The organism is Methanothermobacter sp., assembly GCF_030055435.1.
In the GTDB taxonomy this organism is placed as follows: domain Archaea; phylum Methanobacteriota; class Methanobacteria; order Methanobacteriales; family Methanothermobacteraceae; genus Methanothermobacter.
Genome location: NZ_JASFYG010000001.1, coordinates 212,707 through 237,618, shown reverse-complemented (window position 1 = coordinate 237,618; position 24,912 = coordinate 212,707). Strand labels below are relative to the sequence as shown.

At 47.9% G+C, this 24,912-nt stretch carries 20 protein-coding genes; 11 read left to right on the top strand and 9 right to left on the bottom strand.

The genetic code is table 11. The features are described 5' to 3' along the window. Positions 1–180 precede the first annotated feature (180 nt). From QFX30_RS01080 to QFX30_RS01070, 3 genes are all read right to left on the bottom strand, one after another. Complete coding sequence (locus tag QFX30_RS01080; RefSeq protein ID WP_300486989.1) at positions 181–1,818, bottom strand: cation:proton antiporter; 1,638 nt, start codon at positions 1,816–1,818, stop codon at positions 181–183. A gap of 162 nt (positions 1,819–1,980) precedes the next feature. Beyond that, positions 1,981–3,570: a pseudomurein-binding repeat-containing protein gene (locus tag QFX30_RS01075; RefSeq protein ID WP_300486987.1), complete on the bottom strand. Its 1,590-nt coding sequence runs from the start codon at positions 3,568–3,570 to the stop codon at positions 1,981–1,983. Between the two features lie 212 nt (positions 3,571–3,782). Then, complete coding sequence (locus QFX30_RS01070; RefSeq protein WP_300486985.1) at positions 3,783–5,921, bottom strand: histidine kinase dimerization/phosphoacceptor domain -containing protein; 2,139 nt, start codon at positions 5,919–5,921, stop codon at positions 3,783–3,785. Between the two features lie 100 nt (positions 5,922–6,021). Between QFX30_RS01070 and QFX30_RS01065 the strand changes: the two genes are divergently transcribed. Both QFX30_RS01065 and QFX30_RS01060 read left to right on the top strand, forming a co-directional pair. Beyond that, the gene (locus tag QFX30_RS01065; RefSeq protein ID WP_300486983.1) at positions 6,022–7,137 is read left to right on the top strand and encodes a CDP-glycerol glycerophosphotransferase family protein; all 1,116 of its coding nucleotides are present in this window, start codon (positions 6,022–6,024) and stop codon (positions 7,135–7,137) included. Then, positions 7,138–8,358 carry a glycosyltransferase gene (locus QFX30_RS01060; RefSeq protein WP_300486981.1) on the top strand — a complete coding sequence of 407 codons (1,221 nt, stop codon included), beginning with the start codon at positions 7,138–7,140 and terminating at the stop codon, positions 8,356–8,358. Here QFX30_RS01060 and QFX30_RS01055 read toward each other — a convergent pair. After that, entirely contained in the window at positions 8,333–9,340 is a 1,008-nt protein-coding gene (locus tag QFX30_RS01055; RefSeq protein ID WP_300486979.1) for a glycosyltransferase, read from the bottom strand. The two genes, QFX30_RS01060 and QFX30_RS01055, sit on opposite strands and share 26 nt — an antisense overlap. Positions 9,341–9,437: 97 nt before the next feature. Here QFX30_RS01055 and QFX30_RS01050 point away from each other — a divergent pair, with 97 nt between their 5' ends. After that, positions 9,438–10,598, top strand: coding sequence for a CDP-glycerol glycerophosphotransferase family protein (locus QFX30_RS01050; protein ID WP_367186116.1), 1,161 nt, complete (start codon positions 9,438–9,440; stop codon positions 10,596–10,598). 41 nt (positions 10,599–10,639) lie between these two features. Here QFX30_RS01050 and QFX30_RS01045 read toward each other — a convergent pair whose 3' ends face one another. The 3 genes from QFX30_RS01045 to QFX30_RS01035 are packed head-to-tail and all read right to left on the bottom strand — an operon-like array spanning position 10,640 to position 13,603. Continuing rightward, positions 10,640–11,893: an oligosaccharide flippase family protein gene (locus tag QFX30_RS01045; RefSeq protein WP_300486975.1), complete on the bottom strand. Its 1,254-nt coding sequence runs from the start codon at positions 11,891–11,893 to the stop codon at positions 10,640–10,642. Positions 11,894–11,939: 46 nt separating this feature from the next. Further along, complete coding sequence (locus tag QFX30_RS01040; RefSeq protein WP_300486974.1) at positions 11,940–12,911, bottom strand: NAD(P)H-dependent glycerol-3-phosphate dehydrogenase; 972 nt, start codon at positions 12,909–12,911, stop codon at positions 11,940–11,942. After that, positions 12,908–13,603, bottom strand: a complete 696-nt coding sequence (locus tag QFX30_RS01035; RefSeq protein WP_300486973.1) for an NTP transferase domain-containing protein — start codon at positions 13,601–13,603, stop codon at positions 12,908–12,910. Before QFX30_RS01035 ends, QFX30_RS01040 begins: the two co-directional genes overlap by 4 nt. 115 nt (positions 13,604–13,718) lie before the next feature. On the opposite strand from QFX30_RS01035, the gene QFX30_RS01030 reads away from it, so the two are divergent. The 8 genes from QFX30_RS01030 (at position 13,719) to QFX30_RS00995 (ending at position 22,505) form a co-directional block, all read left to right on the top strand. Beyond that, positions 13,719–14,888 carry a glycosyltransferase gene (locus QFX30_RS01030; RefSeq protein WP_300486971.1) on the top strand — a complete coding sequence of 390 codons (1,170 nt, stop codon included), beginning with the start codon at positions 13,719–13,721 and terminating at the stop codon, positions 14,886–14,888. A gap of 28 nt (positions 14,889–14,916) precedes the next feature. After that, positions 14,917–16,515, top strand: coding sequence for a glycosyltransferase family 39 protein (locus tag QFX30_RS01025; RefSeq protein ID WP_300486969.1), 1,599 nt, complete (start codon positions 14,917–14,919; stop codon positions 16,513–16,515). A gap of 226 nt (positions 16,516–16,741) precedes the next feature. After that, entirely contained in the window at positions 16,742–17,683 is a 942-nt protein-coding gene (locus tag QFX30_RS01020) for an NAD(P)-dependent oxidoreductase (RefSeq protein ID WP_300486967.1), read from the top strand. A gap of 2 nt (positions 17,684–17,685) precedes the next feature. Further along, positions 17,686–18,558, top strand: a complete 873-nt coding sequence (locus tag QFX30_RS01015) for a glycosyltransferase family 2 protein (RefSeq protein WP_300486965.1) — start codon at positions 17,686–17,688, stop codon at positions 18,556–18,558. Positions 18,559–18,581: 23 nt separating this feature from the next. Next, on the top strand, positions 18,582–19,574 hold the full coding sequence (locus QFX30_RS01010; protein WP_300486963.1) for an NAD-dependent epimerase/dehydratase family protein: 993 nt from the start codon (positions 18,582–18,584) through the stop codon (positions 19,572–19,574). Between the two features lie 29 nt (positions 19,575–19,603). Continuing rightward, complete coding sequence (locus tag QFX30_RS01005) at positions 19,604–20,791, top strand: glycosyltransferase (RefSeq protein ID WP_300486961.1); 1,188 nt, start codon at positions 19,604–19,606, stop codon at positions 20,789–20,791. Further along, positions 20,792–21,472 carry a glycosyltransferase family 2 protein gene (locus QFX30_RS01000; RefSeq protein ID WP_300486958.1) on the top strand — a complete coding sequence of 227 codons (681 nt, stop codon included), beginning with the start codon at positions 20,792–20,794 and terminating at the stop codon, positions 21,470–21,472. A gap of 37 nt (positions 21,473–21,509) precedes the next feature. Then, a complete protein-coding gene (locus QFX30_RS00995; protein ID WP_300486955.1) occupies positions 21,510–22,505 on the top strand; it encodes a UPF0104 family protein in 996 nt (331 codons plus the stop codon). A gap of 30 nt (positions 22,506–22,535) precedes the next feature. Here QFX30_RS00995 and QFX30_RS00990 read toward each other — a convergent pair whose 3' ends face one another. After that, complete coding sequence (locus tag QFX30_RS00990; RefSeq protein ID WP_300486952.1) at positions 22,536–23,948, bottom strand: flippase; 1,413 nt, start codon at positions 23,946–23,948, stop codon at positions 22,536–22,538. Positions 23,949–23,968: 20 nt separating this feature from the next. Continuing rightward, a complete protein-coding gene (locus tag QFX30_RS00985) occupies positions 23,969–24,904 on the bottom strand; it encodes an SDR family oxidoreductase (protein ID WP_300486949.1) in 936 nt (311 codons plus the stop codon). Between the last annotated feature and the right edge of the window lie 8 nt (positions 24,905–24,912).

Genomic DNA, 24,912 nt, shown 5'->3' with positions numbered 1-24,912 from the left:
TACATGATTAAATGAAGGACAAATATAGAGGTCCAGATTCAGCTTTAGAACTCTAAAGAGGGTATATTTTTCGGTTCATGAACCCATGAACCCCATTGAATTATCCTCATAGCCTACGGGAAGCCAGTGTGCCGCCTCCAGTCAGCGCATGGATTGATCTGAACACCTTTAAGTGGATGTTCACTCCTCAAGTTCACAGACACCACTGTAACAGCTGAATATCTCCTCCGATATCCTCTCTGTTGCTTCACGCTTCTCTGAGATGACAACATCTGCCCCTGCAGTGTATAAATTCTCTGTATTCTCAAATCCCCTTATACGGGCGATTATCTTCATCCTATCATTCAGTGCCCTGGCCTCATGGATCGCGTGGACAGTTGAACGGTAGTCTGCAATGGCCACCACCATAACCGCGGCCTCAGGGACATTGAAATGCCTGAGAACACCCACATGGGTCCCGTCCCCATAGTATACATTGAGGCCCTCATCCCTGGCCCTCCTGACAGTTTCAGGGTTAACGTCTATGCCTATGTAGGGTATGTCGTGGTCCTCACAGGTTTCTGCAAGCCTCCTCCCGGTTATGCCCATACCAATGATGATCAGGTGGTCCTCGAGGTTGACCTCAGGTTTACGGTACCTCCTCCCGTTCTTTATCCGGGGGTGGATATCCGCCTGGATGATCCTCTCTGAGATCCTGGGTGAAAGGGATATGAGGAAGGGGGTTAGGGCCATGGTTATGAGTGAAACCGACAGGAAGGCCTGGAATGTGAAGCGGTCCATCAGCCCGTACCTGAGACCTGACTCAGAGAGTATGAATGAGAACTCACCTATCTGTGCCAGGACAACCCCTGTTAGCACCACAACCCTTGCTGAGAAGCCCATGATGAAGCCCACGAAGCTGTTGAGGGCGAGCTTTATCATCATAACACCAATGAGTGCAAGGATTATGAGGGGCAGGTGCCCGATAAAGAACCCGACATCAAGGAGCATCCCGAGGGATACGAAGAAGAAACTCAGAAAGACCTCCTGGAATGGCAGTATGGTCCCCTGGGCCCTGTGGGCGTAGTCTGTATTTGCAACGATGAGGCCTGCGAGGAAGGCGCCCAGTGCCGGTGATAGTCCCGCACTTCCGGTGAGCCAGGTTACAGATGCACATACGAGTATGACGGTGAGGAGGAATATCTCCCTGCTCCTTGTGGCTGCAACAACATCGAAGAGCCTTGGGACGATCCACCTGGCGGAGAGGAGGGTTCCAAGGAGCACAGCGCCACCTGTAAGGAGGGTGTGAATGGGTGTTGAGCCACCGGCACCTGCAAGGAATGGTATGGTGAGTATCATGGGCACCGCCGCCACGTCCTGGAATATGAGGATGGCCAGGGAGGCCTGACCGTGGGGTGTCTCTGTCTCATGGAGGTCCTGGAGGACCTTCAGTACAACGGCGGTACTGCTCAGGGCGATGAGAAAACCCATGAAGACGGCCTTTCCAGGGTTCAACCCGAGTATCAGTGTGAGGAATGCCACGATCAGCACTGTAAGTCCTATCTGCAGCGTACCCCCAATGAGGGCGGTCTTCCTGAATTCACCGAACCTCTCCGGGGACATTTCGAGTCCGATGGTGAATAGGAGGAGTATGACACCGAGTTCTGCAAGGCTCTCTATGCTGCCAGAGGATATGAGGCCAAGGACCGAGGGGCCGGCTATGACCCCTGTTACAAAGAAGCCCAGTATGGTTGGAAGTTTAGCCCGGTTCAGTACAATGAGGACAATCAGCGCGAGGCTGAATATGATGACTATCTCCCTGAGTAGCGGAAACTCCATGATAACACCCTGTTTTATGACGATCCAATGCTCTTATCTATATAGTGTGTATTTAGCCTATAAGTCTTAATTAAAAGAGAAACTGGGATGTTCTTAAATTGTTTGATGGGATTCTCTTAGTGGGAATGCCATGTTAAAAAAAGAAATAAGGGTTTTTAACCCTTAAAATGGTAAACTTGCGTATATGCCCTTTATAACTGCGCTGGAAGTGTTCCAGTTGTTTACAATTCCAAGGCTGTTTCTTGAGCTCGTTGCATCTGCAGCGTACCATGTATCGCCAACAAGGAGCTGGGCCCACACATGACCGTAGGTGTTCCCTGATGTGAAGTTACAGGTCCCGTGAACGTACCTTGCAGGTATCCCAGCAGCCCTTGCAAGGGCCACAAGGAGGTGTGAATGGTCCACACAGTTGGCTGTCCTGTTCTGAAGTGTCCCCAGGGCACCGTACCTTGTGTTGTAGTAGAAGCTGTAGTCTATATGGTCACGAACCCAGCAGAAGATGGCCGATGCCCTTGCAAATTTTGATGTAAGTCCACTGGTAATGCTTACTGCAAGGGACCTTATCCTCTCGTTATCCACAGGACAGTTGGCTGATGATGAAAGGTACTTCCCTGTACTTTCACCCATGTAGGGGTCGTTTTCTGGCCGATTTTTCAGTGAGGACGCCAGCTTCGTCACGGTCACAGCATTTGGTAGTCTTCTGTTGTCGCTGTAGAAGCTCAGAATCCTTGAAATTGAGTATACAAGGCTCTCATACGAGATTCTACCTTTACCTGAACCTGCATAGTTTGGGGCTCTCTGGTTCCTTTCCATGAACCCCTCAACCAGGGATGCAATCTTCAGGTACTCCTCCCTTTTTATGGTACCTGTAGCATCCCCTGCAGGGTTTGCTGCCTCACCGGCTTTAACCGGTGTTATAGGGGTATTCTTCCCCAGATTTATCTGGTTGAGGCATTTAACCATTAGATGCAGGAACTGGGCTATACCAAGCCTCTGATTTGACACCTGCACATACCCGGGTAGGCTCTGCTTCTGGTCAATGTATGTTTTCAGTGATTTTGCCGCGGAAAGTATCTGTTCCCTTGTGAACCCTGAGTTGCCACTGGCAGCATCGCTGCTGCCGGAATTGTTACTGGCGGGGGTGGATGACTTTACTGAATTCAGTGTGTCGAGTCTGATATAATTTGGAAGGCGTTGATTTGTCACTTTAAAATTAATTGCCCTTGCAAATAGCCACACAAGAGATTGGAATCCTATCCTCTGGTCCCTGAAGCTGATGTATCCAGGTGCGCCTCCACTCTGGAGCACCCTACCTGCAACTTCAAGGTAGTCCTTCAGGTAAATTGAGCCTTTGAGCACGGTTCCAGATGTTTCTGACGGTACCTGTACCTGGTTCAATCTGGGTGTCCTGTTGAGGAGATACTGTGATTCTAGCTGCAGGAACTGTGCCAGGTTCACCTTCACATCCCCCACCTCCACGGTGAGGGGCAGACGCCTGTTCTTTGCAATGAATGCATTGACACGAACTGCCGCGTCCTCAACATCGGTCCGTGAGACTGATGGACCCGCTGCAGCTACTGGAGTACTTGCATTCTCCAGGCTGCCCCTGATCTCTGCTACTGTGGAGTTCTTCTCCATAACTGTACTGCAGGTCTTCGGTGTCATGTTATCAGGAAGCAGTGCTTCTTCACCTTGTGTGTTCTGGGCATAGATCTCTCCGGTATTGAGTAACACCATGCATGCCAACAGCATGCACAGGAGTTGCATACCACGGGATATACTATCGCCTCCAGGTGCAGGAAGGAATCCTGCAGGGATATATCTTTCTTTCTGATTTTATTTATAGATTTTGATATGATTCTGAACGTTTTTCCACGATTTTCCAGTAAAATAAAATTCAGCGCCCTTTACACACATTATACGCTTTAAAGAATCAAAATCAGCATATCAGCGGATAAGGTCTCTTAAAACCTTTCGGTGTACCTTATCTCTGAAAATTCTATCTGGAACTCCGTGCCATTGCCTGAGGTATACTCAAGTTTCCCATCCAGCTGGCCGGTGAGGTTCCTCACAAGGAGCATGCCGAGGCTTCTGAGATTATCAAGGTTGAAGTCGGGGGGTAGGCCCACACCGTTGTCAGCAACCCTTAAGACGAACCGGTCACCCCTCCTTTTTAGGGAGACAAGGAGTTCACCATTACCGTTGGGGAAGGCGTACTTGAAGGCATTCGTTACAAGTTCATTGACTATAAGACCCAGGGGCATTATGGTGTCAATGTTCAGTTTAACATCATCAATATCGAATCTCACATCAACCTTCTGGTCAGGCTTCTGGTAGGAGAACATGATGCTCCTCACAAGCCCCTCAATGTAGCCCCTCACATCTATATCAGAGAGGTTCTCTGATCTGTAGAGCTTCTCATGTATCATGGACATGCTCATCACCCTCCCCTGGCTGTCCTTGAGGGTGTTCACAATCTGGGGGTCCTTTATGTAACTGCTCTGAAGGTTCAGGAGGCTTGATACAACCTGTAGGTTGTTCTTGACCCGGTGGTGTATCTCACGGAGAAGCAGTTCCTTCTCCTCGAGGGATTTCAGGAGTTTCTCCTGGTAGAATATCCTTTTGAGTGTGGACGCTGCTTCAGCCCCAATGGTCTCAAGGAGCTTAAGTTCGTATTCATCTGGTTCGTGACCGTTCCTGAACACGAAGAATCCCAGGAGGTCATCCCCATGCCTCATGGCAACTGAAACTATCCCATCATCCACAAAGACATTTTCAAGTGAGAGGCCCTCCAGGATACTCTGTGGGTCAATCTCCCCTGGTCCATGCCAGTTCTCCTCCGCAGCTACCGGCTTCCCATCATCCATGATGTAGGCCTGCCCCTCTTTAAGGGATAGGTGTTCGTGGGTGAGGCTGAAGACGTTCCTGAAGAGCTCCTCAAGGCTTTCACTGTGATTTATCAGGGTTATGGCCTCATTGATGACCCTGAACTCGTGTAGCCTCATCCTTGTGAGTCTCTCATATTCCCTTGACTCCTCTATCCTGTCCTTGAGCCTGAGTGTGTGGCGGAGGTCCTGGGCAACCAGGGAGTACCCGATTGAGTCGGTGTCCTCCCTTATGAGTGATATGAAGAGCTTTACAGGTATCCTCCTCCCCCTGGAGGTGATGTAGTCAATTTTGATTGGTCTGTGGTGGTAGTCACCCTTTCCACTGGCATTCTGCCTTATAAACTCAAATTCTGCTTCAAGGATCTCATGGTGTTCAGGTGCAACAAGGGACTTCCAGTCCTCTGCATATTCAACTCCAAGCTCCTTCATTGCCCTGTAGTTCAACCTGATAACCCTTCCCTGGGAGTCCAGGAGAACAACAAGGTCTGTGACCTTATCTATTATGCTCTCCCCGGCGATTGATGGGTTTATGGTGATGGGTGGGTAGTGGAGCAGGGCGTAGGCTATACCCCCCATGGCCAGGAGTGATATTATGTGGCTGAGGACCTGAATGCTGTGCACCCCAACAGAGGGGAGGAAGGAGTTGAGCACCCAGCATGCAATGAGGCTGAGGGAGGATGTCATGAATATTATGGTGGACATCTTCCTCTCACGGTAGGATGGGGCCGTCCTTGCATGATTCCATATTATGGACACAGCGGCTGCAAAGTACCCCAAAAGGTAGATCTCAAAGAGCAGCCACCAGATCCCGTTCTTCTCAAGCTCTATGTTCCAGAGGCCGTCATCAAATACTATTACAGGTGTTGTGAGTGCGGTCTTAAGGAGCAGGTAGATGAAAAGGAAGGATGGGGTCAGGCTTATGAGTGGGGCGACCTTATTTATCTTTCTTTCACCAGCAGAGAGCACCAGAGCAAAGTTGAGAAAGAGTGCGGGCATCAGGAGACGGGCAACCCCCGATAGGATGTACATGAAGAGTGCCTCTTCCATCGAGGATGTCATGTAGAAGATTGATAGTGTGAGGGCCCACCAGGCCATGGCAAGGGCTATTAGGAGGAAGCTCCACTCCAGGTTGCCCCTGTTTCTCTTCAGAGGGTAGGCCCCCATTATGAGGTAGGATACAAATGCCAGTACAGATAGGGTGCTGTAGATGTTCATCCTCCACACATCTTCAACACTTATACATAAAATGAGGTGGTATATGGGTATATAAAGGTAACTCTAAATATATCTTTACGGTTTCTGCTGGAGGAATACGATGTCATTCTATGAGTCTCTGGTGAATTTTCTGCTGCATTCACTGATAGGAAGGATACTTAGGTCAATCATAGTCATTTTAAATCACTTTATACCAAAAAGAGACGATCAGATACTGTTTGAAAGCATACCCAGTATCTCAGACAATCCCGCCCAGCTTTACAGGTATATGAAGACACGCAATGAGAACTACAGAATGATATGGGTTGTTGATGAACCAAAGGATGGATTTGATGCCCCACAGTATGTGAGAAACACCATTTCAGAGTTCTGGCAGTTCCTGAGATCAAGGTACATTGTTACATCCCACGGCTACCACCTCATGATAAGGTCAGAAAATCAGGTCTACGTTAACCTCTGGCATGGCATGCCAATTAAGGCAATGGGTTATGCTGAAAGGGCTCCCTCGATACTCCTGGAGGGGGTGTCTGATGAGAATTACTATCTAATCGCGACTTCGACAATTATGAAGAATGCCCTTGCGACTTGTTTCAACCAGGACGCCCGCCGTATACACATAACAGGTCAGCCAAGAAATGATAAACTCTTCAGAACACTCTCAAAGTCTTCATGGGATGATTTCAGAAAAGTGATCCTCTACACACCCACCTACAGGGATGGGGGTGAAGATGCATCAATATTTTCCCTGGAGGATTATGTGGAGGATAGGCTCAAGGAATTCCTCAGAGAACATGATGCAGTTTTTCTGGTGAAACTCCACCCTCTTGATGAGGGATTTCGAGCCGATGAGTCGGGAAATATCCAGGTTCTTGATCCAGCCATGGACATCCATGATATTCTGGGTGGTGTTGATGTTCTGGTGACGGATTATTCTTCGGTTTACTTTGATTTTCTTCTCCTTGATAGGCCCATTGTTTTTGCTGTTCCTGACCTTGAAGAGTACCGCAGGAGAAGGGGTTTTGTGCTTGAGCCCTTTGAGTTCTGGACCCCCGGTCCAAAGGTCAGGACTTTCAGTGAATTCCTGGCTGAACTTGAAAAGTGCATCAATGATGAGGATTATTACCGTGATGAGCGCAGGATGATAAATGAACTGGTGAACCAGTACCAGGATGACCGCTCATCAGAAAGGGTCTACAAACTGGTATGGGGTGATTGAATGAGGATAGGAATCATAATCCCTTCACTGGATGATAGCGGAGCGGCCAGAGCAGCTTCCAACCTGTCTCACCTTCTCTCAGAGCGTCATGAAGTGCACATAATCACTGTGTATAGACATGAACCCCTCCAGAATTGGAGTGGAGACTTCCATGTTCTGGATGTTCCAGCAGCTTCAAAGGAGCATAGCATCATCACTAGGACGGGACTTTTCATAAACAGGTTGAGGGCTCTGAGAAGAATCAAATCTGAACTTGAACTTGACGTATCCATATCCATCTCAGAGGCCCTGGGCATCCAGAATATACTCACAGCAACAGCTGACAGACCCATTGTTAACCACCATACCATGCTTTCAAGAAATGAAAACCTTGCTGACATATATGGGAGGATCGTGAAGACCATGGTGAGGATGATCTACCCACGCGCTGAGGGAATTGTCTGCGTTTCAGAGGAGTCTGCTCGTGATCTCACCGATCATTATGGCATAAATCCTGATCTTATATCAGTCATACCAAACTCTGTACCTGTCTGTGAGTTGGCGGATAGGATGAGCATGCCAGAGGGATGGGATGATGTTTTCAGAGACCCTGTTATTGTAACAGCAGGAAGGTTAACTTATGCCAAGGGGCACTGGCATCTTCTCAGGGTTTTTTCAGAGCTTAAAAAAACAATGCCCCAGCTTAAACTGATGATACTCGGTGATGGGGAACTTCGGGGGTATCTTCATGGGCTGGCACGGGGTCTCGGTCTTGAAACGTTCACAGGTGGCCAGCCAGATGATTATGATGTTTATTTCATGGGATTTCAGAGGGATCCTTATGGATTCATTGGACATTCAGAGCTTTTTGTGTTACCATCATTGAGGGAGGCTCTTCCAATGGCCCTAATTGAAGCAATGGCTCTGGGCGTGCCTGTTGCAAGTGCAGATTGTGGCGGACCAAGGGAAATACTGGCCCCTAATTCAGATCCTTTATTTAAAACAGATAATACGGAATTTGCAGATTATGGAGTTCTGCTCCCTGCATTTGACGGTAGAAAAAGGGGTGTTCATGATAAACTTTCCAGAGAGGAAAGGTTATGGGTTGAAACTATAAGAAGATTGTTATCTGATAGAGATATCCTTGATTTTTACTCTGGAAGGGCGCGAAAGAGGTCTGTGGATTTCAGTCCAGGAACTGTAAAGGAAAGATGGTTCAGTTTCCTTGATAAGATTGTCTGAGTTCCTCAATCAGCAGCTTCCACCTCTTTCCTATAACATCCACGGATCTTGTTTTTAATATATAATCCTTGAGGTTCTCACCCCACGCAGAACCTATTGATGGGTCCTCTATGAATTCTCTCAGCCTCTGGACCATGTAATCTTCGTCATCTGCTATTATGCCATGAACACCGTCCTCAAGTTCCTCGTATTCACCCCTGAACTTTGCAATGGGAACTCCAAGGTACCCTGCTTCAAGGATGGCGTACCCGAGTTCACTCATTTCATATCCCAGAAGCATGATGTCAGCTGATTTCAGGTAGCAGAGAAAATCATCACGGTAACCCATGAATTTCACATTATCTGTGTCGTATCCACGGTCATCGCCAAATACGAGGAGCCTCAATCTTTTTGATGTCTTTCTGTTAACCTTTTCAACAATTTCCACCAGTCTGGGGATGCTGCTGACCATGGATCCGCCTATACTTACATATGTAACTGCTGTTAAGCAATTTTTTCCAATTTCCTGACATTTGGAAACCTTTTTGTCAATCTCATGTGTGATGAGTGCATTGTGAATAACCATAGCATCCAGATGGTTCATTTTCCTTTTTATCTCTGAAACAGTTGTTATTCTGCCCCTGTAAACTATGCGTATAAATATGAGCATGTGGAGCGCCCAGTTTATCAGCCGGAGGATATAGTGGAGGTTGCCAATGGGGTCCATTCTGAGTGCAGTTAGGGCCTCATTGATGACCCACCCATGCACGGTCAGCACAGCCGGGACGCCGCTTTTGCGGATCTTAAGAAGACCTCCTACCTTGAGCGGACCATGGACGTGGATGATGTCATAGCCCTTGAGATCAGTTCTATCAAGTTCTGATGCATAGAAGGTTTCAACTTCAGCCCCCAGGTATCTGTAGACCACTTCCTGGGATTTAACAGCCCTCAGAACACCACCCCTTGTGGAGGGGTCAAAGGGTATTATCATTGCAATCTTCATATACTCCCTCAGTCAAAGATTTTTATAGGTGAATCAGTCAATGCATCTAACTGTATTTTAGATAAGTGTATTTATTGATATTAGGATCAGGTAAATCATGTTATTTATTTTTAGAATGCAGGAGGATAGTATGTTGACACCCTTACTTAAGATCATAAATTTAATGATACCGAAAGATAAAAAAATGATCGTGTTTGACAGTGCACCTGATTTTTCAGGTAACAGCATGGCCCTCTTTGATTTTATAAAGGAAATTGAGGATAAAGAGTGTGTATGGATCGTTGATGAACCTGCAGACGTCCCTGATGTAAAACAGGAAAAGCGTCACTCATTGAGGGCACTCTTTAGAATACTCAGGGCAGGGACTATAGTATCAACACATGGGAGGATGGCTGAGATACGTGTTTCAAGGCAGAGGTATGTTAATCTCTGGCATGGCATGCCACTCAAGGCCATGGCCTACACTGAAACCAATGGAAGGGAGTTCAAACCCCCGGTCAGTTTTGATGATGAGAATTACTATCTAATCGCGACCTCGACGATTATGAAGAATGCCCTTGCGGCTTGTTTCAACCAGGACGCCCGCCGCATACACATAACAGGTCAGCCAAGAAATGATAAGCTCTTCAGGCCGGGAAGACTTTCAGAGATCCTGTCTGTGAACCCGGATTCCTATAGAACCATCATCCTCTTTGCACCGACATTCAGATCATCGGAATTCATAGACGACGGCAATTTAATATCCCATCATCTCAATTTTCACGATTTTGATGCCGATAAATTTTCGAGGTTCCTCCAGGAAAACGATATACTTTTTCTGGTGAAGTTTCACCCCCTCGAGGAGGATGAGGCCAGAAAGTTCTTCAAAAGGATGGATAATGTTCTGCTTATAGAAAGCGATGAACTTACGCGAAGACATGCTGATCTCTATGATATTCTGGGTGGTGTTGATGTTCTGGTGACGGATTATTCTTCGGTTTACTTTGATTTTCTTCTCCTTGATAGGCCCATTGTTTTTGCTGTTCCTGACCTTGAAGAGTACCGCAGGAGAAGGGGTTTTGTGCTTGAGCCCTTTGAGTTCTGGACCCCCGGTCCAAAGGTCAGGACTTTCAGTGAATTCCTGGCTGAACTTGAAAAGTGCATCAATGATGAGGATTATTACCGTGATGAGCGCAGGATGATAAATGAACTGGTGAACCAGTACCAGGATGACCGCTCATCAGAAAGGGTCTACAAACTGGTATGGGGCGAGGATTGATCATTACTATAACATATATTTTTTCTTGCAGTTCTCTGGTTTTACCAGAGGTTGTGTTTTTTGATTCCATAGATTCTGATGCTGAGGACTATGGTTTCTGTTATTATAACGAGACCTGCCACCAGGTAGATGTTTATGAAGGGTGATATTGCAAGGAGCATCAGGAGGTGTGCTACTGATCCTATCATGACGCTGCCGTTGGCGTACCTCTGCTGCCCCAGTACCGCGAGGAATGGGTAACCCAGGAGAATTGAGGGTATCACCACCATGAGGGCCACTGCAAGGAGCCTGAGGACATTGATGCTTGGTGTGTACTGGGCTCCGAAGAGTATTCCTATTATGGTTGGGGCGAAGATAATTATACCCGCGCAGAGTATGGTATTCAGGATAAGGGAATACCTGAGCACCCTGCGGTGGAATATCTTGTTGCGTGTCTTGGCCATGTAGGGGTATGTCACCTGCATAAGGGGACTGTAAAGGCCCTGGGCTGCAACGTACAGTTTCTCAGCTGCAGAATAATAACCCACAGCCGTGTTACCTGCAAAAAGTCCAAGAAAGAAGGAATTGCTGCTAGTGTAAACAGAAACAGATACCCTTGATAGGAAGAATTGGGTGCTGTCCCTGAAGGCCTCATACACAGTCCTCCATGGGGGTAAATGGAATTTGACATTGAACCTTGTCCTTATGATCCACTGGGAAATCACCCCCGCGGTGATTGTGCCGAGGGCCTGAAACAGGGGCACATAGAGATAATCAGAGGGTTTCTTTATGAAAAGGAAGATGGCGGCGACAAATATAACGTTGGTGAGGACATTGAGGAGGGTTATGTACTTCATCCTTTCCATGCCCTGATAGAACCAGGTGGGTGATATAACGTTCCCCACGACAAGTCCGAATGCGAAGATGTATATGGGCCATGTGGCGGTGAACCGGGGGACCATGAATACAAGGGCAAGGAGTATGGAGAAACTGATAACTGCAAGGATGCCCTTGATTATCATGACTGAGCTGAATATCTCAGATATGCGTTCGGGGTCGTCCCTGTTCATGGATATTTCACGGACAGCAGAGAGGTTAAAGCCGTAATCGGTTAGTATCAGGAAGTAGGTGTTGAATGCAATGGCGAAGTTAACAAGACCATAATTATAGACACCCAGGACCCTTGTGAGGTAGGGAAGTGTGATGAAGGGCAGTATGTACACAAGGACCTGAAGGGTTGAAAGTGAGAGAAAGTTCTCAGCCAGGACCCTGTATTCCTCTGATTTAAGAACACTGATAAGATCCCTGAATCTCATATTCCCTGCACACCCACATCCTCCGTTTTGATATACCGGATCCTTTTTAGAACTCCATGCCTCTAAAGATTTTATCCTGAAAGTCCCTTATGTAGGTGTTAACTTTTTCAGGTTCCTCCATTGTCCTGTGGACCATTTCGAGCACTGGAAGGTCAATATCATCTGTAAGTTCCCTTATGGCCCTTATTGAACGGAGGCTCTCGATGGTTATGGTTGAATCCTCACTGAGTCTCATCTTCTTGCCCAGCATCAGGCCAAGGGTCCTGTTACGGCTCTTATCGGTTGATGCTGTTAGCAAGAAATCTCCGAATCCACAGAACCTGTCATGAAGTTCGCCGTAACCCATCTCATTGAGTATACGGGTCATCTCCCTGAAACATAGTGTTAAAAGAGAGTACCTGTGATTCTCGCCGGTTATCTGCCCATCCAGTATACCCATGGCAACGGCGTACACATTCTTGAGTATCCCGCAGAACTCAACCCCCTCAATGTTTTCTGAGTGATCGAGGATAATACCTGGGGCCCTGAGAAGCCCTGAAATCTCGTCTAGGTAGCTGGCATCGGCGCCAATGGTTATACCTGATGTTATGCCTCTTATGAGTTCGTCTGCGAAGTTGGGTCCGGATATGCTGAAAACTCTTGAGGATCCGGTCTCTTCGCGGATGACGGAGGACATGGGTTTCAGGCTGGGATGTTCTATTCCTTTTATGCAGGATACGATCTTTTTATCCTCCAGATTGGATTCGAGGGATCTCAGTATTTTTCGGAGGTTGCCTGAGGGCACCGCCAGGAATATGTATTCGGATTCGTCTATAATTTCAGTCCTGTCCATGAGGACTGCTTCTATGTTCTCCCTGAGTTTTACTCCGGGATGGTATGCTGTGTTTTCATGTTTTTTGTTTATGGTGTCAGCGATCTGGGGTCTGCGTGCCATTAAATGGACCTTATCGGTGTTCATAGCTAGAACCTGTGATATGGCTGTTCCAAAGCTTCCTGCTCCGATAACTGTGACCTTCATCTGTGGGTCTCCCTGAAGTATCTTTTTGCCTCTCTGAGATCCTCTGGGAAGTCAACCTCTACGCAGAACTTTTCTCCGATGTTGAGGGGTTTGAATTTTTCACCACTTTCGATGAGTATTTCAACGCCCCTTTCGAAGTAGTCCTGGTCATCGCATTCCTTTAGGGCCTGGATGAATTTTGGCACGGTGTTCCGGGCAATTCTGTTGATCCCCACGGCTTCGCCTAGGGGTTTGCTGACGGTTTTGGAGAGTTCTTTTATGAATCCTTCAGTGTTGAGGCTGTATTTGACCTCTTCTTCTCCGACTTTTTTGTTGTCAACGCATATGAGGTTTTTATATGGGGTTTCCATGATCATCTGCAGTATCTGGGGGTCGAAGACCACGTCTCCGTTCATCCAGATTACGTCGTCGTCTATGCCGTTCAGTCCGATGAGGAGGCTCTTGGATGTGTTTGTTTCTGCGTAGCGGTGGTTGTAGATGAATTCGAGGTCGGGGTATCGTTCCTCCAGGAGATGTCCCTTGTATCCGAGGACTACTCTGATGTTTTCAGGTTTGGTTATCTGTGTGATGTTTTCTATCTGCTGGTCGATTATTGTCTTACCATTGGCCAGTTCAACGAGTGCCTTTGGTATTCCATAACCCAGTCTACTCCCAACACCCGCAGCAAGAATAATAACCCTAATAAAAATCACCTTTCAGAAATCTTTAAATGAAGAACAACTTAAACCCATTTTATGTTGCATACTATTTAACTGTATTGTGATGGTTATCTGTTACTCATCTCTGATTCAGTAGGAGGCTTTAATCTTGAAGATACTTCACGTTGCACCATACTTTAAGCCATCATGGGAGGCAGGCGGTCCTCCACGTTCAGTTTATGATCTAGCATCAAGGCAGGTTGCAGCAGGTCATGATGTCACGGTTTACACAACAGACGGATTCAAGAGACGGCTTTCCGTAGCGACAGATGTACCTGTTGATGTTGATGGTATAAAGACATACTATTTCAGGAATCTATCCCTGTACCTTGCTGGAAATATGAACCTTCCCCTTCCCCTTAAGCTACCACTCACTGCCAGAAGGGAGATTGATAACTTTGACATTGTACATATACATGAGCATAGAACGTTTCTTGCGGTGGCTGTATCGATGCTGGCAGCAAATAGGAATGTTCCATACATCGTTCAGCCCCATGGATCAGTACCTACCATGTCAAGAGGAACGCTTAAACGATTATTTGATTTAATAGCAGGTAACAGGGTAATGTACGGGGCTTCCAGGATCATAGCAACATCAGATATAGAATCAAAATTCTACCTCCAGGTTTACCCTAAACTTAAACCTGAATCCATTATAAAAATACCCAACCCTGTGGATATACCTGAGAAACCATTGAAGGGGACTTTTAGAGAAAAATGGGGACTTGAAGATAGGAAAATCATACTATATTTGGGAAGAATTCATGAGAGGAAGGGACTTCAAATGCTCCTGAGGGCATTCAGGGAGATCAATGAGGGTTCTGTTCTTGTGATAACAGGACCGGATGACCACTATGAGGGGAGGCTGCTGAAACTCATTAGAGAACTTGGAGTTGAGGAAAGAGTAATTTTAACAGGACCCATTTATGGCAAGGAGAAATTTGAGGTCTACAACGCTGCTGACGTATTTGTACTTCCATCATCTTCGGAATATGAATCCTTTGGGAATGCTGCAGCAGAAGCAATAGCTTGCGGCACCCCAGCAGTTGTAACGTCCCGCTGTGGGATCTCTGAGTGGATGGATGAACATGATGGCATTATTACGGAACCATCAGTGGAAGGCCTGCGAAAGGGTATAAGAAACGTCTTAGAAAAAAGAAATCTTTTTGATCCATCAGCAAAAAAATTTGACCCTGAATTCATATCATCGGTTTTTGAGAGTGTCTATCGGCAGGTGGCCGATCATAAGTATGCCGTGATATCTGATAAATGGCATTGAAGTTAAAAACAATAGACAGGTTGTAATTATGTCAGGCGACAGAAAAATTATTTCAGCCGTTACATTTGTGGCAATTATAATAGCTCTAATTCTTTTTGAAATTCAGAGCAGTGTCGGTATATACTACTGGGATATATTCCTCTATGTTAACAATGCAATGAAGATGGCCCACCTTGGACCCGGTGATGCGCTTTACCTTCCACCTTTCCTCCCGGCTGTGATCTCCATATTTTTCAGGCTGGGATTTACTGGTGAGAAGGTTGTGTTTGCAGTTGCATCTGCCTTCTACGTCGCCGCGGTCATTGGAATGTACCTCCTCCTGAGGATCAGATTCAGTGAACTGGAGAGCCTTGCAGGAAGCATCTCCTTTGCATCCTTCAGTGTTGTTTTATCATGGGCTGCCACCGGGGCCCTGGATGTGCCCTCAATAGCACTCTCCATATGGGCGGTCTACCTGGCCCTTCTTGGAAGGAGACGCGACAGCCGCTTCTACTATCTCACATTTCCGGTTGCAATGGCGGCATTCCTCACAAGGTACACTGCGGGTCTCATGATCCTCCCCATCGGCCTTATAATATTCACTGACCCCAACATTAGGTCAAAGTTATCTGACATTGTGAAGGGAATCGCAGTGGGCCTTCTCCTGTATCTCCCATTCGGGTACTTCTTCTACAGAAACATTAAAACACCCTTCCCATTTATAAAACAGTTCACGGGTACTGCAACAGGATCAGCAACGTCAATAAACCCGGGATACAGTGTTGACAGCCTCTACTACCTCAAACACATCCCAGAGTACATCTCGGCCATACCATCCAGTGATTATCTGAAGGTGATAAATCCATCCCTTGCAGGGCCATCACCCACAGCATTCATCATCCTCGCCCTCCTGCTGGGGGGTTTCTCAGTGCTTCTGTGGAGAAACAGGGACATCATATTATCTGCACAGACCAATAAAAAAGTAGTATTCCTTTTGGTTTCAGTAGTATTCATCTTGACTTTCGGGAGAATATCATTTGTGCTCGGTGAGGTCCTGATAGTCATATGGGCCCTTTCAATCCTCAGGATAACGGGAGGGGAAGATAAAATATACGTTGACCTTGCAATGGCCGTCTGGTTCCTTGCGTACCTCTCCATGCACAGTTTCCATCCTGTTAAGGTTGACAGGTACCTTATAACAGCCCTCCCGGCAGTTGCTTATGGTATTTCACTTTCAATCAACCAGTTATCAGCACTGGTCAGGTGGAGGCATGCATCAGATGCACTCTCATCTATGGTTGTTCTGCTGATGCTCTCATCTGCATTCTATTACATGGCGGGCATGCCAGAACACTATGCTGTTGTTGATGCTGAAAAGGAGGCGGCCAGCTGGCTGATGAGTCATGATCCCCTCTTCAAGGATAAGGTTGTGGCATCAGACAGGGGCCCTGCTTTCACATGGTACCTTGGGGATTATGTCTTTACAAGAAGGTTCCATCCCCAGAAAATGGAGATGTGCATAGAATACTTCTGTGATCTGAGCCCTGATTACTATATATTCAACACAGAGCAGACACAACTACCAGCTGGATACAGGGTTATATACTCCAGAGGTGGAATTGCAATCGCAGAGAAGATAAGACCCTGAGTTTGTGGGTGTGCTTCCAGGGATTACATCTTTAGGTGTAATAAGGGGGGATGTGAACCCGTCCATTTCATTATTCCTATTTGTAGAGGAGTCACGGGTCACATAGCCCACTGGCTGACCATCTCTTCAAGTATTTATATGACATGGATCAATATTAGTTCAGATTTGACGTGGATAGTAGCCTTATTCTGATATGGAATCATTCATTAAAAGGAGTGATGCTGATATGGAGACTCAGAGGATACTCGTAACCGGCGGCGCCGGATTCATAGGCACAAACCTTGTCAATGAACTCAGAGATAGGGGCCACGAGGTCCTGGCGGTTGACCTCATGCACACCGAACGTGAGGACTACATGAGGGCAGACGTAAGGGAGTACAGGCAGGTTGAAAGGATATTTGAGGACGATAAATTTGATTACGTTTACCACCTGGCGGCTGAGTACGGAAGGTGGAACGGTGAGGACTACTATGAGAACCTCTGGAAGACCAATGTTATAGGTACAAAGCACATGCTGAGGATGCAGGAGAAACTGGGCTTCAGGATGATCTTCTTCTCCTCTGCAGAGGTCTACGGTGACTACAGTGGTGTCATGAGTGAGGACGTGATGGTCAAGAACCCTATAAGTGACACCTACCAGATGAACGACTACGCCATCACCAAGTGGGCAGGTGAACTCATGTGCATGAATTCGGCCAAAATGTTCGGGACAGAGACAGTCCGTGTGAGGCCGGTGAACTGCTACGGACCCCATGAGACATATTCCCCCTATAAGGGATTCATACCCATATTCATCTACCACGCCCTCCACAGGAAGCCATATACGGTCTACAAGGGGCACAGGAGAATAATAGACTATGTGGAGGACTCTGTGAGGACATTTGCAAATATAGTGGACAACTTCATACCGGGTGAGGTCTACAATGTTGGCGGACGCAGGGAATGGGAGCACGACATAAAGGAGTACTCTGACATGGTCCTTGAGGCCGTGGGTATAGATGACTCAATAGTCACCTACAAGGAGTCAGAACCCTTCACCACCAAGGTCAAGACAATGGACTTCTCAAAGGCTGAGAGGGACCTCAAACACGACCCCAAGGTCCCACCTGAGGAGGGTATAAGGCGCACCGTTGAGTGGATGAAGTGGTATTACAGGATAGAGGACTGAAGATGAGGATAGCTGCTGTGATCCCTGCCTTCAATGAGGAGGTCGCCATAGGTTCGGTGGCGCTCCTCACAGGGGAGCATGTGGATGAGGTTATAGTGGTTGATGATGGATCCACTGACAGGACGGCACATGTGGCCGAGATGGCGGGGGCGAGGGTGATAAGGCACCATAAGAATATGGGTAAGGGTGCTGCCCTCAAGACAGGTTTTCAGGCTGCAGATGCAGATATAGTGGTCACCCTTGACGCCGACGGCCAGCACAACCCCGCTGAGATACCGAAACTTGTGGAGCCCATACTGCGGGGTGAGGCTGATATCGTGAACGGAAGCCGCTACCTTCATGGAAGGGATGAGAACACCCCGAGGTACAGGAGGGTGGGCCAGAGGATACTTGACAGGGCCACCAACATCGCCACCGGCCTTGAGATAACCGATACACAGAGTGGTTTCAGGGCCTTCTCAGCAGACAGTATACCTCACTTCAGATTCCGGGACCCCGGCTTTGTGGTTGAGAGTGAGATGCTCTCAGATGCAGCCGAGGCGGGTCTCAGGATAGTGGAGGTGGAGGTTGGTGTGAGGTACGATGTTGATGGGTCCACCAGGAACCCTATAAGCCACGGTGTCTCTGTGCTCCTGAGGATAATAGGGGACATTGAACTCAAAAGGCCCCTCTACTACTTCACCCTCCCTGGCATCTTGATAGGCATCACAGGGGCTGTCCTGACTCTTATATTCATAAGGGACTACATAACCGGTGTGAGCGTGAATATGGGCCCCACAATAGTGGCTGTCATGCTCACCCTATTTGGAACATTCTTCATGTTCACGGGCATTATACTTGACTCTGTGAGGAGGATGATCCTCCACTACAGATGACCATTAAATGGAAGGTGATTCTTATGGATGAATTCAGGGCTTATGATGGTAAATGTGTACTTGTAACCGGTGGAGCCGGCTGCGTTGGAAGCAACCTCTCAGGCCGCCTTGCAGAGAATGGGGCAAGGGTTATCATACTTGATAACCTCTCATCAAGCTACGAATGGAACATACCGGTACATGAGAATATAGAGTTTGTGAAGGGTGACATACTGGACGATGAGGTTCTCAAGCGTGTATTCAGGGAGAGGCCTGAGTACGTCTTCCACCTGGCTGCACACTTCGCCAACCAGAACAGTGTGGACAACCCTGAGAAGGACCTCCTGGTGAACGGCCTTGGAATACTCAAGGTACTGGAGTATGCGCAGCTCGTGGGCGTCGAAAGGTTCGTATACTCATCTTCAGGCTGCGGTGTCTATGGATTGGACTCAAAGATACCCTTCGAGGAACATGACATCTCGATATCACTGCACACACCATACCAGGTCACGAAGCTCCTGGGGGAACTTTACACCAACTACTTCCACAACCTCTATGACATGCCCATAGTCAATGCAAGGTTCTTCAACGTCTTCGGCCCCGGTGAGGTGCCCGGCAAGTACCGGAACGTCATACCAAACTTCTTCTACTGGGCCATGAACCAGCAGCCACTCCCAATCACAGGTGACGGTTCAGAGACAAGGGACTGGACCTTCGTTGAGGACATCGTGAGCGGACTCATGGCCATGGGTGTTAGGAAGGAGGCTGTAGGTGAGGCGATAAACCTTGGATCAGGCAGGGAGCACAGGGTCATTGAGATGGCCACCATAATAAATGAACTGACAGAGAACCCTGCAGGTGTTGTCTACAGGCCACGAAGGGACTGGGATGCCAAGACAAGGCTGCTATCATCAATAGAGAAGGCCAGAAGGCTCCTGGACTATGAGCCAAAGGTTTCCTTCAGGGAGGGACTTGAGAGGACCCATGAGTGGTTCAGGGAAAACTGGGAACTCATAAAGGGGAGCGCCGAATTCTAGGACCACCCCCTCCACTGGACTGATCACCCATGAGGATACTCGTTGTACAGGAATCTGACTGGATAGAGAGGAATCCCCACCAGCAGCACCACCTCTTTGACAGGTTATCTGCCAGGGGCCATGAGGTGAGGGTCATAGACTACCCCATCGACTGGAGGAAGGACGACTCAGGGGGACTATGGAACCCCCGGCGGGTTTACAGGGGAGTCCATAAGGTCAGGGAGGACGCAGATGTGGACGTTATAAGGCCAGGGCACCTGAAGTTCCCTGTACTTGACTACCTCTCAATACCATTCACCCATGGGAGGGAGATAAGGAGACAGCTCAGGGAATTCAAACCGGACGTCATTGTGGGATTCGGCCTTATCAACTCATACCTGGCTTCTGTGGAGGCCAAGAGGAGGGGAATACCCTTTGTCTATTACCTCATAGATGTCCTCTACACCCTCATACCTGAGAGGGCCTTTCAGGGATTCGGGAAGCTTCTCATGAGGAAGACGATTGAGAACTCCAGCATGGTCCTCACCATAAACAGGAAGCTGGACCAGCTTGCAGTTGAACTCGGCGCCGGGAGGACAGCGGTGATAGACGCGGGCATAGACCTTGCAGAGTTCGACCCGAACCTCGACGGTTCCCATATAAGGGAGAGGTATGGTGTTGAGGATTCAGACATCCTGCTCTTCTTCATGGGATTCCTCTACACATTCTCGGGGCTCAGGGAACTTGCAGCTGCCATGGCAGAGAGGCGTGAGGAGTACCCCAACGTTAAGCTCATGGTGGTGGGGGATGGCGATGCCTACGCTGACCTTGAGAGGATAAGGGATGAGAACAACCTTGAAAGCCTCATACTCACAGGTAGACAGCCCTACACAGAGATACCTTCCTTCGTTGCAGCCTCTGACATCTGCATACTGCCAGCATACATTGATGAGGAGATAATGCAGGACATAGTGCCCATAAAACTCTATGAGTACCTTGCAATGGCAAAACCTGTGATAGCCACAAGGCTCCCCGGTATCTTCATGGAGTTCGGTGAGGGTAACGGTATACACTACATTGAGAGGCCGGAGGAAACCCTTGAGGTTGCAGTTAAACTGGCAGACAGACTCCAGGAGGAGGGAATGAGGGGAAGGAGGTTCGTTGAATCCAACGACTGGGAAATCATAACAGACAGGTTTGAGGATACACTTAAGGGCCTTGTGGAAGATGGTGGTTGAATGAGGATAGTCACGGTTATACCTGCATTCAATGAGGAGAGAACCGTTGAGTCGGTTGTGAGGGGTGCCCTTGAACATGGGGATGTTATACTGGTGGATGATGGGAGCACGGATCAGACAGGGAAACTTGCAGAGATGGCCGGTGCAACGGTGGTAAGGCACCCTGAGAACATGGGTAAGGGTGCTGCCCTAAAGACGGGTATACATGAGGCACTCAAGGGGTCATATGATGTCATCGTCTTCATGGACGCTGATGGACAGCATGATCCCTCCCTGATACCCCGCCTTGCAGGGGCTGTTAATGGGGGGGACTTCATCATTGGCTCAAGATTTATAAGGAGCAACCACCATACGATGCCCCTCCACAGACAGCTATCAAACAGGATAACAACATGGATACTGAGGCTTGCAACCGGTTACAGTATAACAGATAGTCAGAGCGGTTTCAGGGCAATTTCATCTGAATACGCCCAGCTGATAGTTGACATACCCTACGATGATTATGTATATGAATCCGAGGCATTATGTGAAATATCAAGGCACCGTCTTAGAATAGCCGAGGTCCCGGTAACATGCAAGTATGGGGATGAGAAGTCCTACATCGGCACCGCTGATGTGATACGGTACATAAGATTCGTTATAAGACTTTTCCTCAGGAAATTATCACCTGCCATGAACTGACCTGGCATATGTCTTTATGGGGCATGGGATGGTTTTCATGAAAAAAATTTACTTCTTTATACTCAGTGTGCTTCTCATTCTGGCCCTCCTACTATGGATGGGCCCCCTCAAGGTTCTTAGGGCAGTACGCATGGCAGACTGGAGACTGATAGTCCTGGCATTTCTAATCCACCTTGGAGTTGTGGCTGTGCGGGGGCTTCGGTGGGGTGTGCTGATAGATCAGCCCTGGAGGATCGGGACCAACTTTACTGTGAAGTCCATAGGCCTCTTTGCAGGTAACCTCAGCCCCATAAGGAGTGCCGGTGAGGTCATGAATGCCGTTGCAGGCAAAAAACTGAATGGCACAGACCTCTCAGAGGGCCTATCAGCAGGTTTAACAGAAAGATTCTTTGATATTGGAATAGGAGGATTCCTCTTATTTGGCGCCGCAGTTTTCGTGCCGAAAATAAGGATAATAGCCCTCTTCGGAGCATTTCTCTCGGCCCTCATAGCCTACATCATATACCTTGTCAACTGGAGGGAGGAGAAGAGCCTGAGGATCTACCATAGAATACACAGGGTCATTGAAAGACTCCCAGTCTCAGAGAAGACCCTGGAGAAACTCTACGCCAGACTCACATCAGGTATAAGGGATATGATAGGTTACACAAGGTCCTACTCCAGCTTCAGGGCACTTGGAGCTGTATTTTGGCTCTCACTTCTATCGTGGCTCATGGAGTGCCTGAGGCTGTACCTTGTCTTCATATCCTTCGGTACTGAGATACCATTCTCTGCGGTTGTCATTATATTCCTCCTTGCAAACCTCATAGGAATACTATCAGCACTCCCTGGTGGTATGGGTTCCATGGAGGTTTCAATGGCTGGACTCTTTGTTTTATTTGGGGTGCCAGGTTTCCTGGCGGGTAGCATAGCCCTCGTTGATCGCCTCATATCCTTCTGGTCAGTGACGGTACTGGGGGCGATACTCTCATCATACTATGCAGGTGACATACTTGATGAGGTAAGATCCTACATACTTGATTTTAAGACATAGCCCTTACAATTGTGTTGAGATCTGACTCTTTTAGCCCCTGATTATTGACCTCATTATTGCCCTGTCAACATGGTCAATGGCCCCTGTGAGGAGGATTCCAGCCACATAAACCAGCAGGGCAAGGGCCGCCTTCAGTATAATATGTGCTGGAATTAAAAGAATGAGGATAGAGGCAATGGCTGGAAGAAGAAGTTTCCAGCCCATCAGGATATCTTCCACTGAAGGACCATAATCCATTTCCCTCACCACCTTAAGGAAGAGGATCATCATCAGAAATTCTGTCATCACGGTAGCGGCACTCGCCCCAACAAAATCAAAGCGCGGGATTAGTATCAGGTTAACGGTTACATTGAAGAGCGCCCCAGCACCTGTGACACGTGTAACCGTGTCCTGTCTATCGGCTGAACCCAGAAGATTTGATGTTATTCCGTTTACAAACATGAATGTGGTTGCAGTTATGAGAATCCGTAATGCAGGTACAGAGTCAAGGTATTCTGATGAGAATATCAGTTCTATTATGGGCCCTGCCAGTGTAAAAACCATGGATATTAGGGGTATCGCGAGTATAAGCAGGTACTTTAAGGATTTCCTGTAGGTTAATCTGAGGGAATCGGAACTCTCAACATGGAACCTGGACATTATGGGGAAGACTGCCAGCAGATATACTGTATAGAGAGAGCTTATGACTGTGAGAAGCCTGTAGGGTGCACTGTAGAGACCAACGGATACATCACCCTTCATGAATGAGAGCATAACAGAGTCTATCCAGAAGTAGATCAGGTAGAATACACTGGTTATACCAAATGGAAGTCCTTTTCTTATCAGTTCACAGCTGAAAGCCACGCCTGGTTTGAAAAAGCGTCCTGTGAATATTAAGACTGAGTAGGTGAGAGAGAGAATCGCTGCAATGAGGTAGGCGATGGCAACATGTACAACACTACCCCCCAGCCAGATTACCGAGAGAACCCCTATAAGTATGAAGAAACTGTTGAGAATGTTCCAGATTGTCTGATACTCCATCCGCTGGAAGCCCTGAAACATGCTGTTGAAGAATGAGCTGAAGGCGTTAACAAGCATGTAACCCCCTATGAACATTATAACCGCAGCAGCCGATCCCCTGTAGATACCTGTTACAGGTAAGAGGATTATCATAACCAGGACAATTAGTGAAAGGATCAGCCTGTTACCAAGTCCAGCAGATGCAAGTTCCCTGGCCCTACCCGGGTCCCTTGCAATCTCCCTTGTAATGTAGGTCCCCATCCCGAGGTCAGCCAGTATGCTGAATATGCCTGTGAGGGCAAGTGCCGCTGAGAGTATACCGAAACCTTCCTTGCCAAGGTACCTTGCGAGGTAGACGTTCCAGATAAAGGCCGCAAAGTTGGTGAAGATGGTGGCTGTGAGGAGAAACAGGGTATTTTTTGCGAGGGTTCTGGCATGGCTCATTGTAATCCCATCTTGGAGGTTCATATTTCATTTTCATCCTTGAACCACTCAACAGTTCTGATGAGTCCATCCTCAAGTTCAACCTCTGGCATGAAGCCTGCAGACTCAAGTCTTGAGGTGTCTGCAAGGGAGTGTCTCACATCCCCAGGCCTCTCAGCAAGGTACACTGGTTTTGAATCTGAATCAAGGATTTTGGATATTATCTTAAATAGCCTGTTAACGGTAACCGCACTTCCACCAGCCACATTGAAGACGCCGGTTTCAGGTGACTCTGCAAGGAAGATGTTGGCCCTCACAACATCCCCCACATAGATGAAGTCCCGGCTCTGCTCCCCGTCGCCATAGATCTCCGGCTGTCTGCCCTGGAGGAGGGCGTCTATGAACCTGGGGATGACGGCGGCGTACTGGGAGTCGGGTCTCTGTCTGGGACCATAAACATTGAAGTACCTGAGGGAAACGGTTTCAAGGCCATAGTCCTCAAATACGCTGCAGTAGTACTCCCCTGTGACCTTGGATACTGCGTAGGGGGAGAGGGGCATGGGCTTTGCGTCCTCAGAGAGGGGCATTTCAGGGTTGTTACCATAGACAGCTGAGGTTGAGGCATTCACAACCTTCCTGACTCCGGCCCTGCAGGCAGCAAGGAGAACCTTCAGGGTTCCCGTGGCGTTAATCCTATGGCACCTCAGGGGGTCCCTCACACTTTCAGGGACGCTTGCAAGGGCTGCCTGATGGAACACGTAATCCTTATCCATGAATACAGACTCAAGGTCCACGTCATTGATACTCCCCTCTATTATCTCAAGATTTTCATGCTCCGGGTCGTTGAGGTTCTCCCTCTTCCCGCTTGAGAGGTCATCAATTACAGTGACCCTGTTTCCCATTTTGAGTAGTTCATCTGTGAGGTGTGAACCTATAAATCCAAGTCCTCCTGTTACAGCAACATCCATGCCCTTCATGATCATAC

Excerpts from the sequence above, each read along its gene's own strand:
- QFX30_RS01050 (WP_367186116.1), top strand. The coding sequence starts at position 9,438 with ATGTTATTTATTTTTAGAATGCAGGAGGATAGTATGTTGACACCCTTA.
- QFX30_RS01040 (WP_300486974.1), bottom strand. The coding sequence starts at position 12,911 with ATGAAGGTCACAGTTATCGGAGCAGGAAGCTTTGGAACAGCCATATCA.
- QFX30_RS01020 (WP_300486967.1), top strand. The coding sequence starts at position 16,742 with ATGGAGACTCAGAGGATACTCGTAACCGGCGGCGCCGGATTCATAGGC.
- QFX30_RS00985 (WP_300486949.1), bottom strand. The coding sequence starts at position 24,904 with ATGAAGGGCATGGATGTTGCTGTAACAGGAGGACTTGGATTTATAGGT.
- QFX30_RS01010 (WP_300486963.1), top strand. The coding sequence starts at position 18,582 with ATGGATGAATTCAGGGCTTATGATGGTAAATGTGTACTTGTAACCGGT.
- QFX30_RS00995 (WP_300486955.1), top strand. The coding sequence starts at position 21,510 with ATGAAAAAAATTTACTTCTTTATACTCAGTGTGCTTCTCATTCTGGCC.
- QFX30_RS01060 (WP_300486981.1), top strand. The coding sequence starts at position 7,138 with ATGAGGATAGGAATCATAATCCCTTCACTGGATGATAGCGGAGCGGCC.
- QFX30_RS01070 (WP_300486985.1), bottom strand. The coding sequence starts at position 5,921 with ATGAACATCTACAGCACCCTATCTGTACTGGCATTTGTATCCTACCTC.
- QFX30_RS01065 (WP_300486983.1), top strand. The coding sequence starts at position 6,022 with ATGTCATTCTATGAGTCTCTGGTGAATTTTCTGCTGCATTCACTGATA.
- QFX30_RS01000 (WP_300486958.1), top strand. The coding sequence starts at position 20,792 with ATGAGGATAGTCACGGTTATACCTGCATTCAATGAGGAGAGAACCGTT.
- QFX30_RS01025 (WP_300486969.1), top strand. The coding sequence starts at position 14,917 with ATGTCAGGCGACAGAAAAATTATTTCAGCCGTTACATTTGTGGCAATT.
- QFX30_RS01005 (WP_300486961.1), top strand. The coding sequence starts at position 19,604 with ATGAGGATACTCGTTGTACAGGAATCTGACTGGATAGAGAGGAATCCC.
- QFX30_RS01080 (WP_300486989.1), bottom strand. The coding sequence starts at position 1,818 with ATGGAGTTTCCGCTACTCAGGGAGATAGTCATCATATTCAGCCTCGCG.
- QFX30_RS01045 (WP_300486975.1), bottom strand. The coding sequence starts at position 11,893 with ATGAGATTCAGGGATCTTATCAGTGTTCTTAAATCAGAGGAATACAGG.
- QFX30_RS01015 (WP_300486965.1), top strand. The coding sequence starts at position 17,686 with ATGAGGATAGCTGCTGTGATCCCTGCCTTCAATGAGGAGGTCGCCATA.
- QFX30_RS01055 (WP_300486979.1), bottom strand. The coding sequence starts at position 9,340 with ATGAAGATTGCAATGATAATACCCTTTGACCCCTCCACAAGGGGTGGT.
- QFX30_RS01075 (WP_300486987.1), bottom strand. The coding sequence starts at position 3,570 with ATGCTGTTGGCATGCATGGTGTTACTCAATACCGGAGAGATCTATGCC.
- QFX30_RS00990 (WP_300486952.1), bottom strand. The coding sequence starts at position 23,948 with ATGAGCCATGCCAGAACCCTCGCAAAAAATACCCTGTTTCTCCTCACA.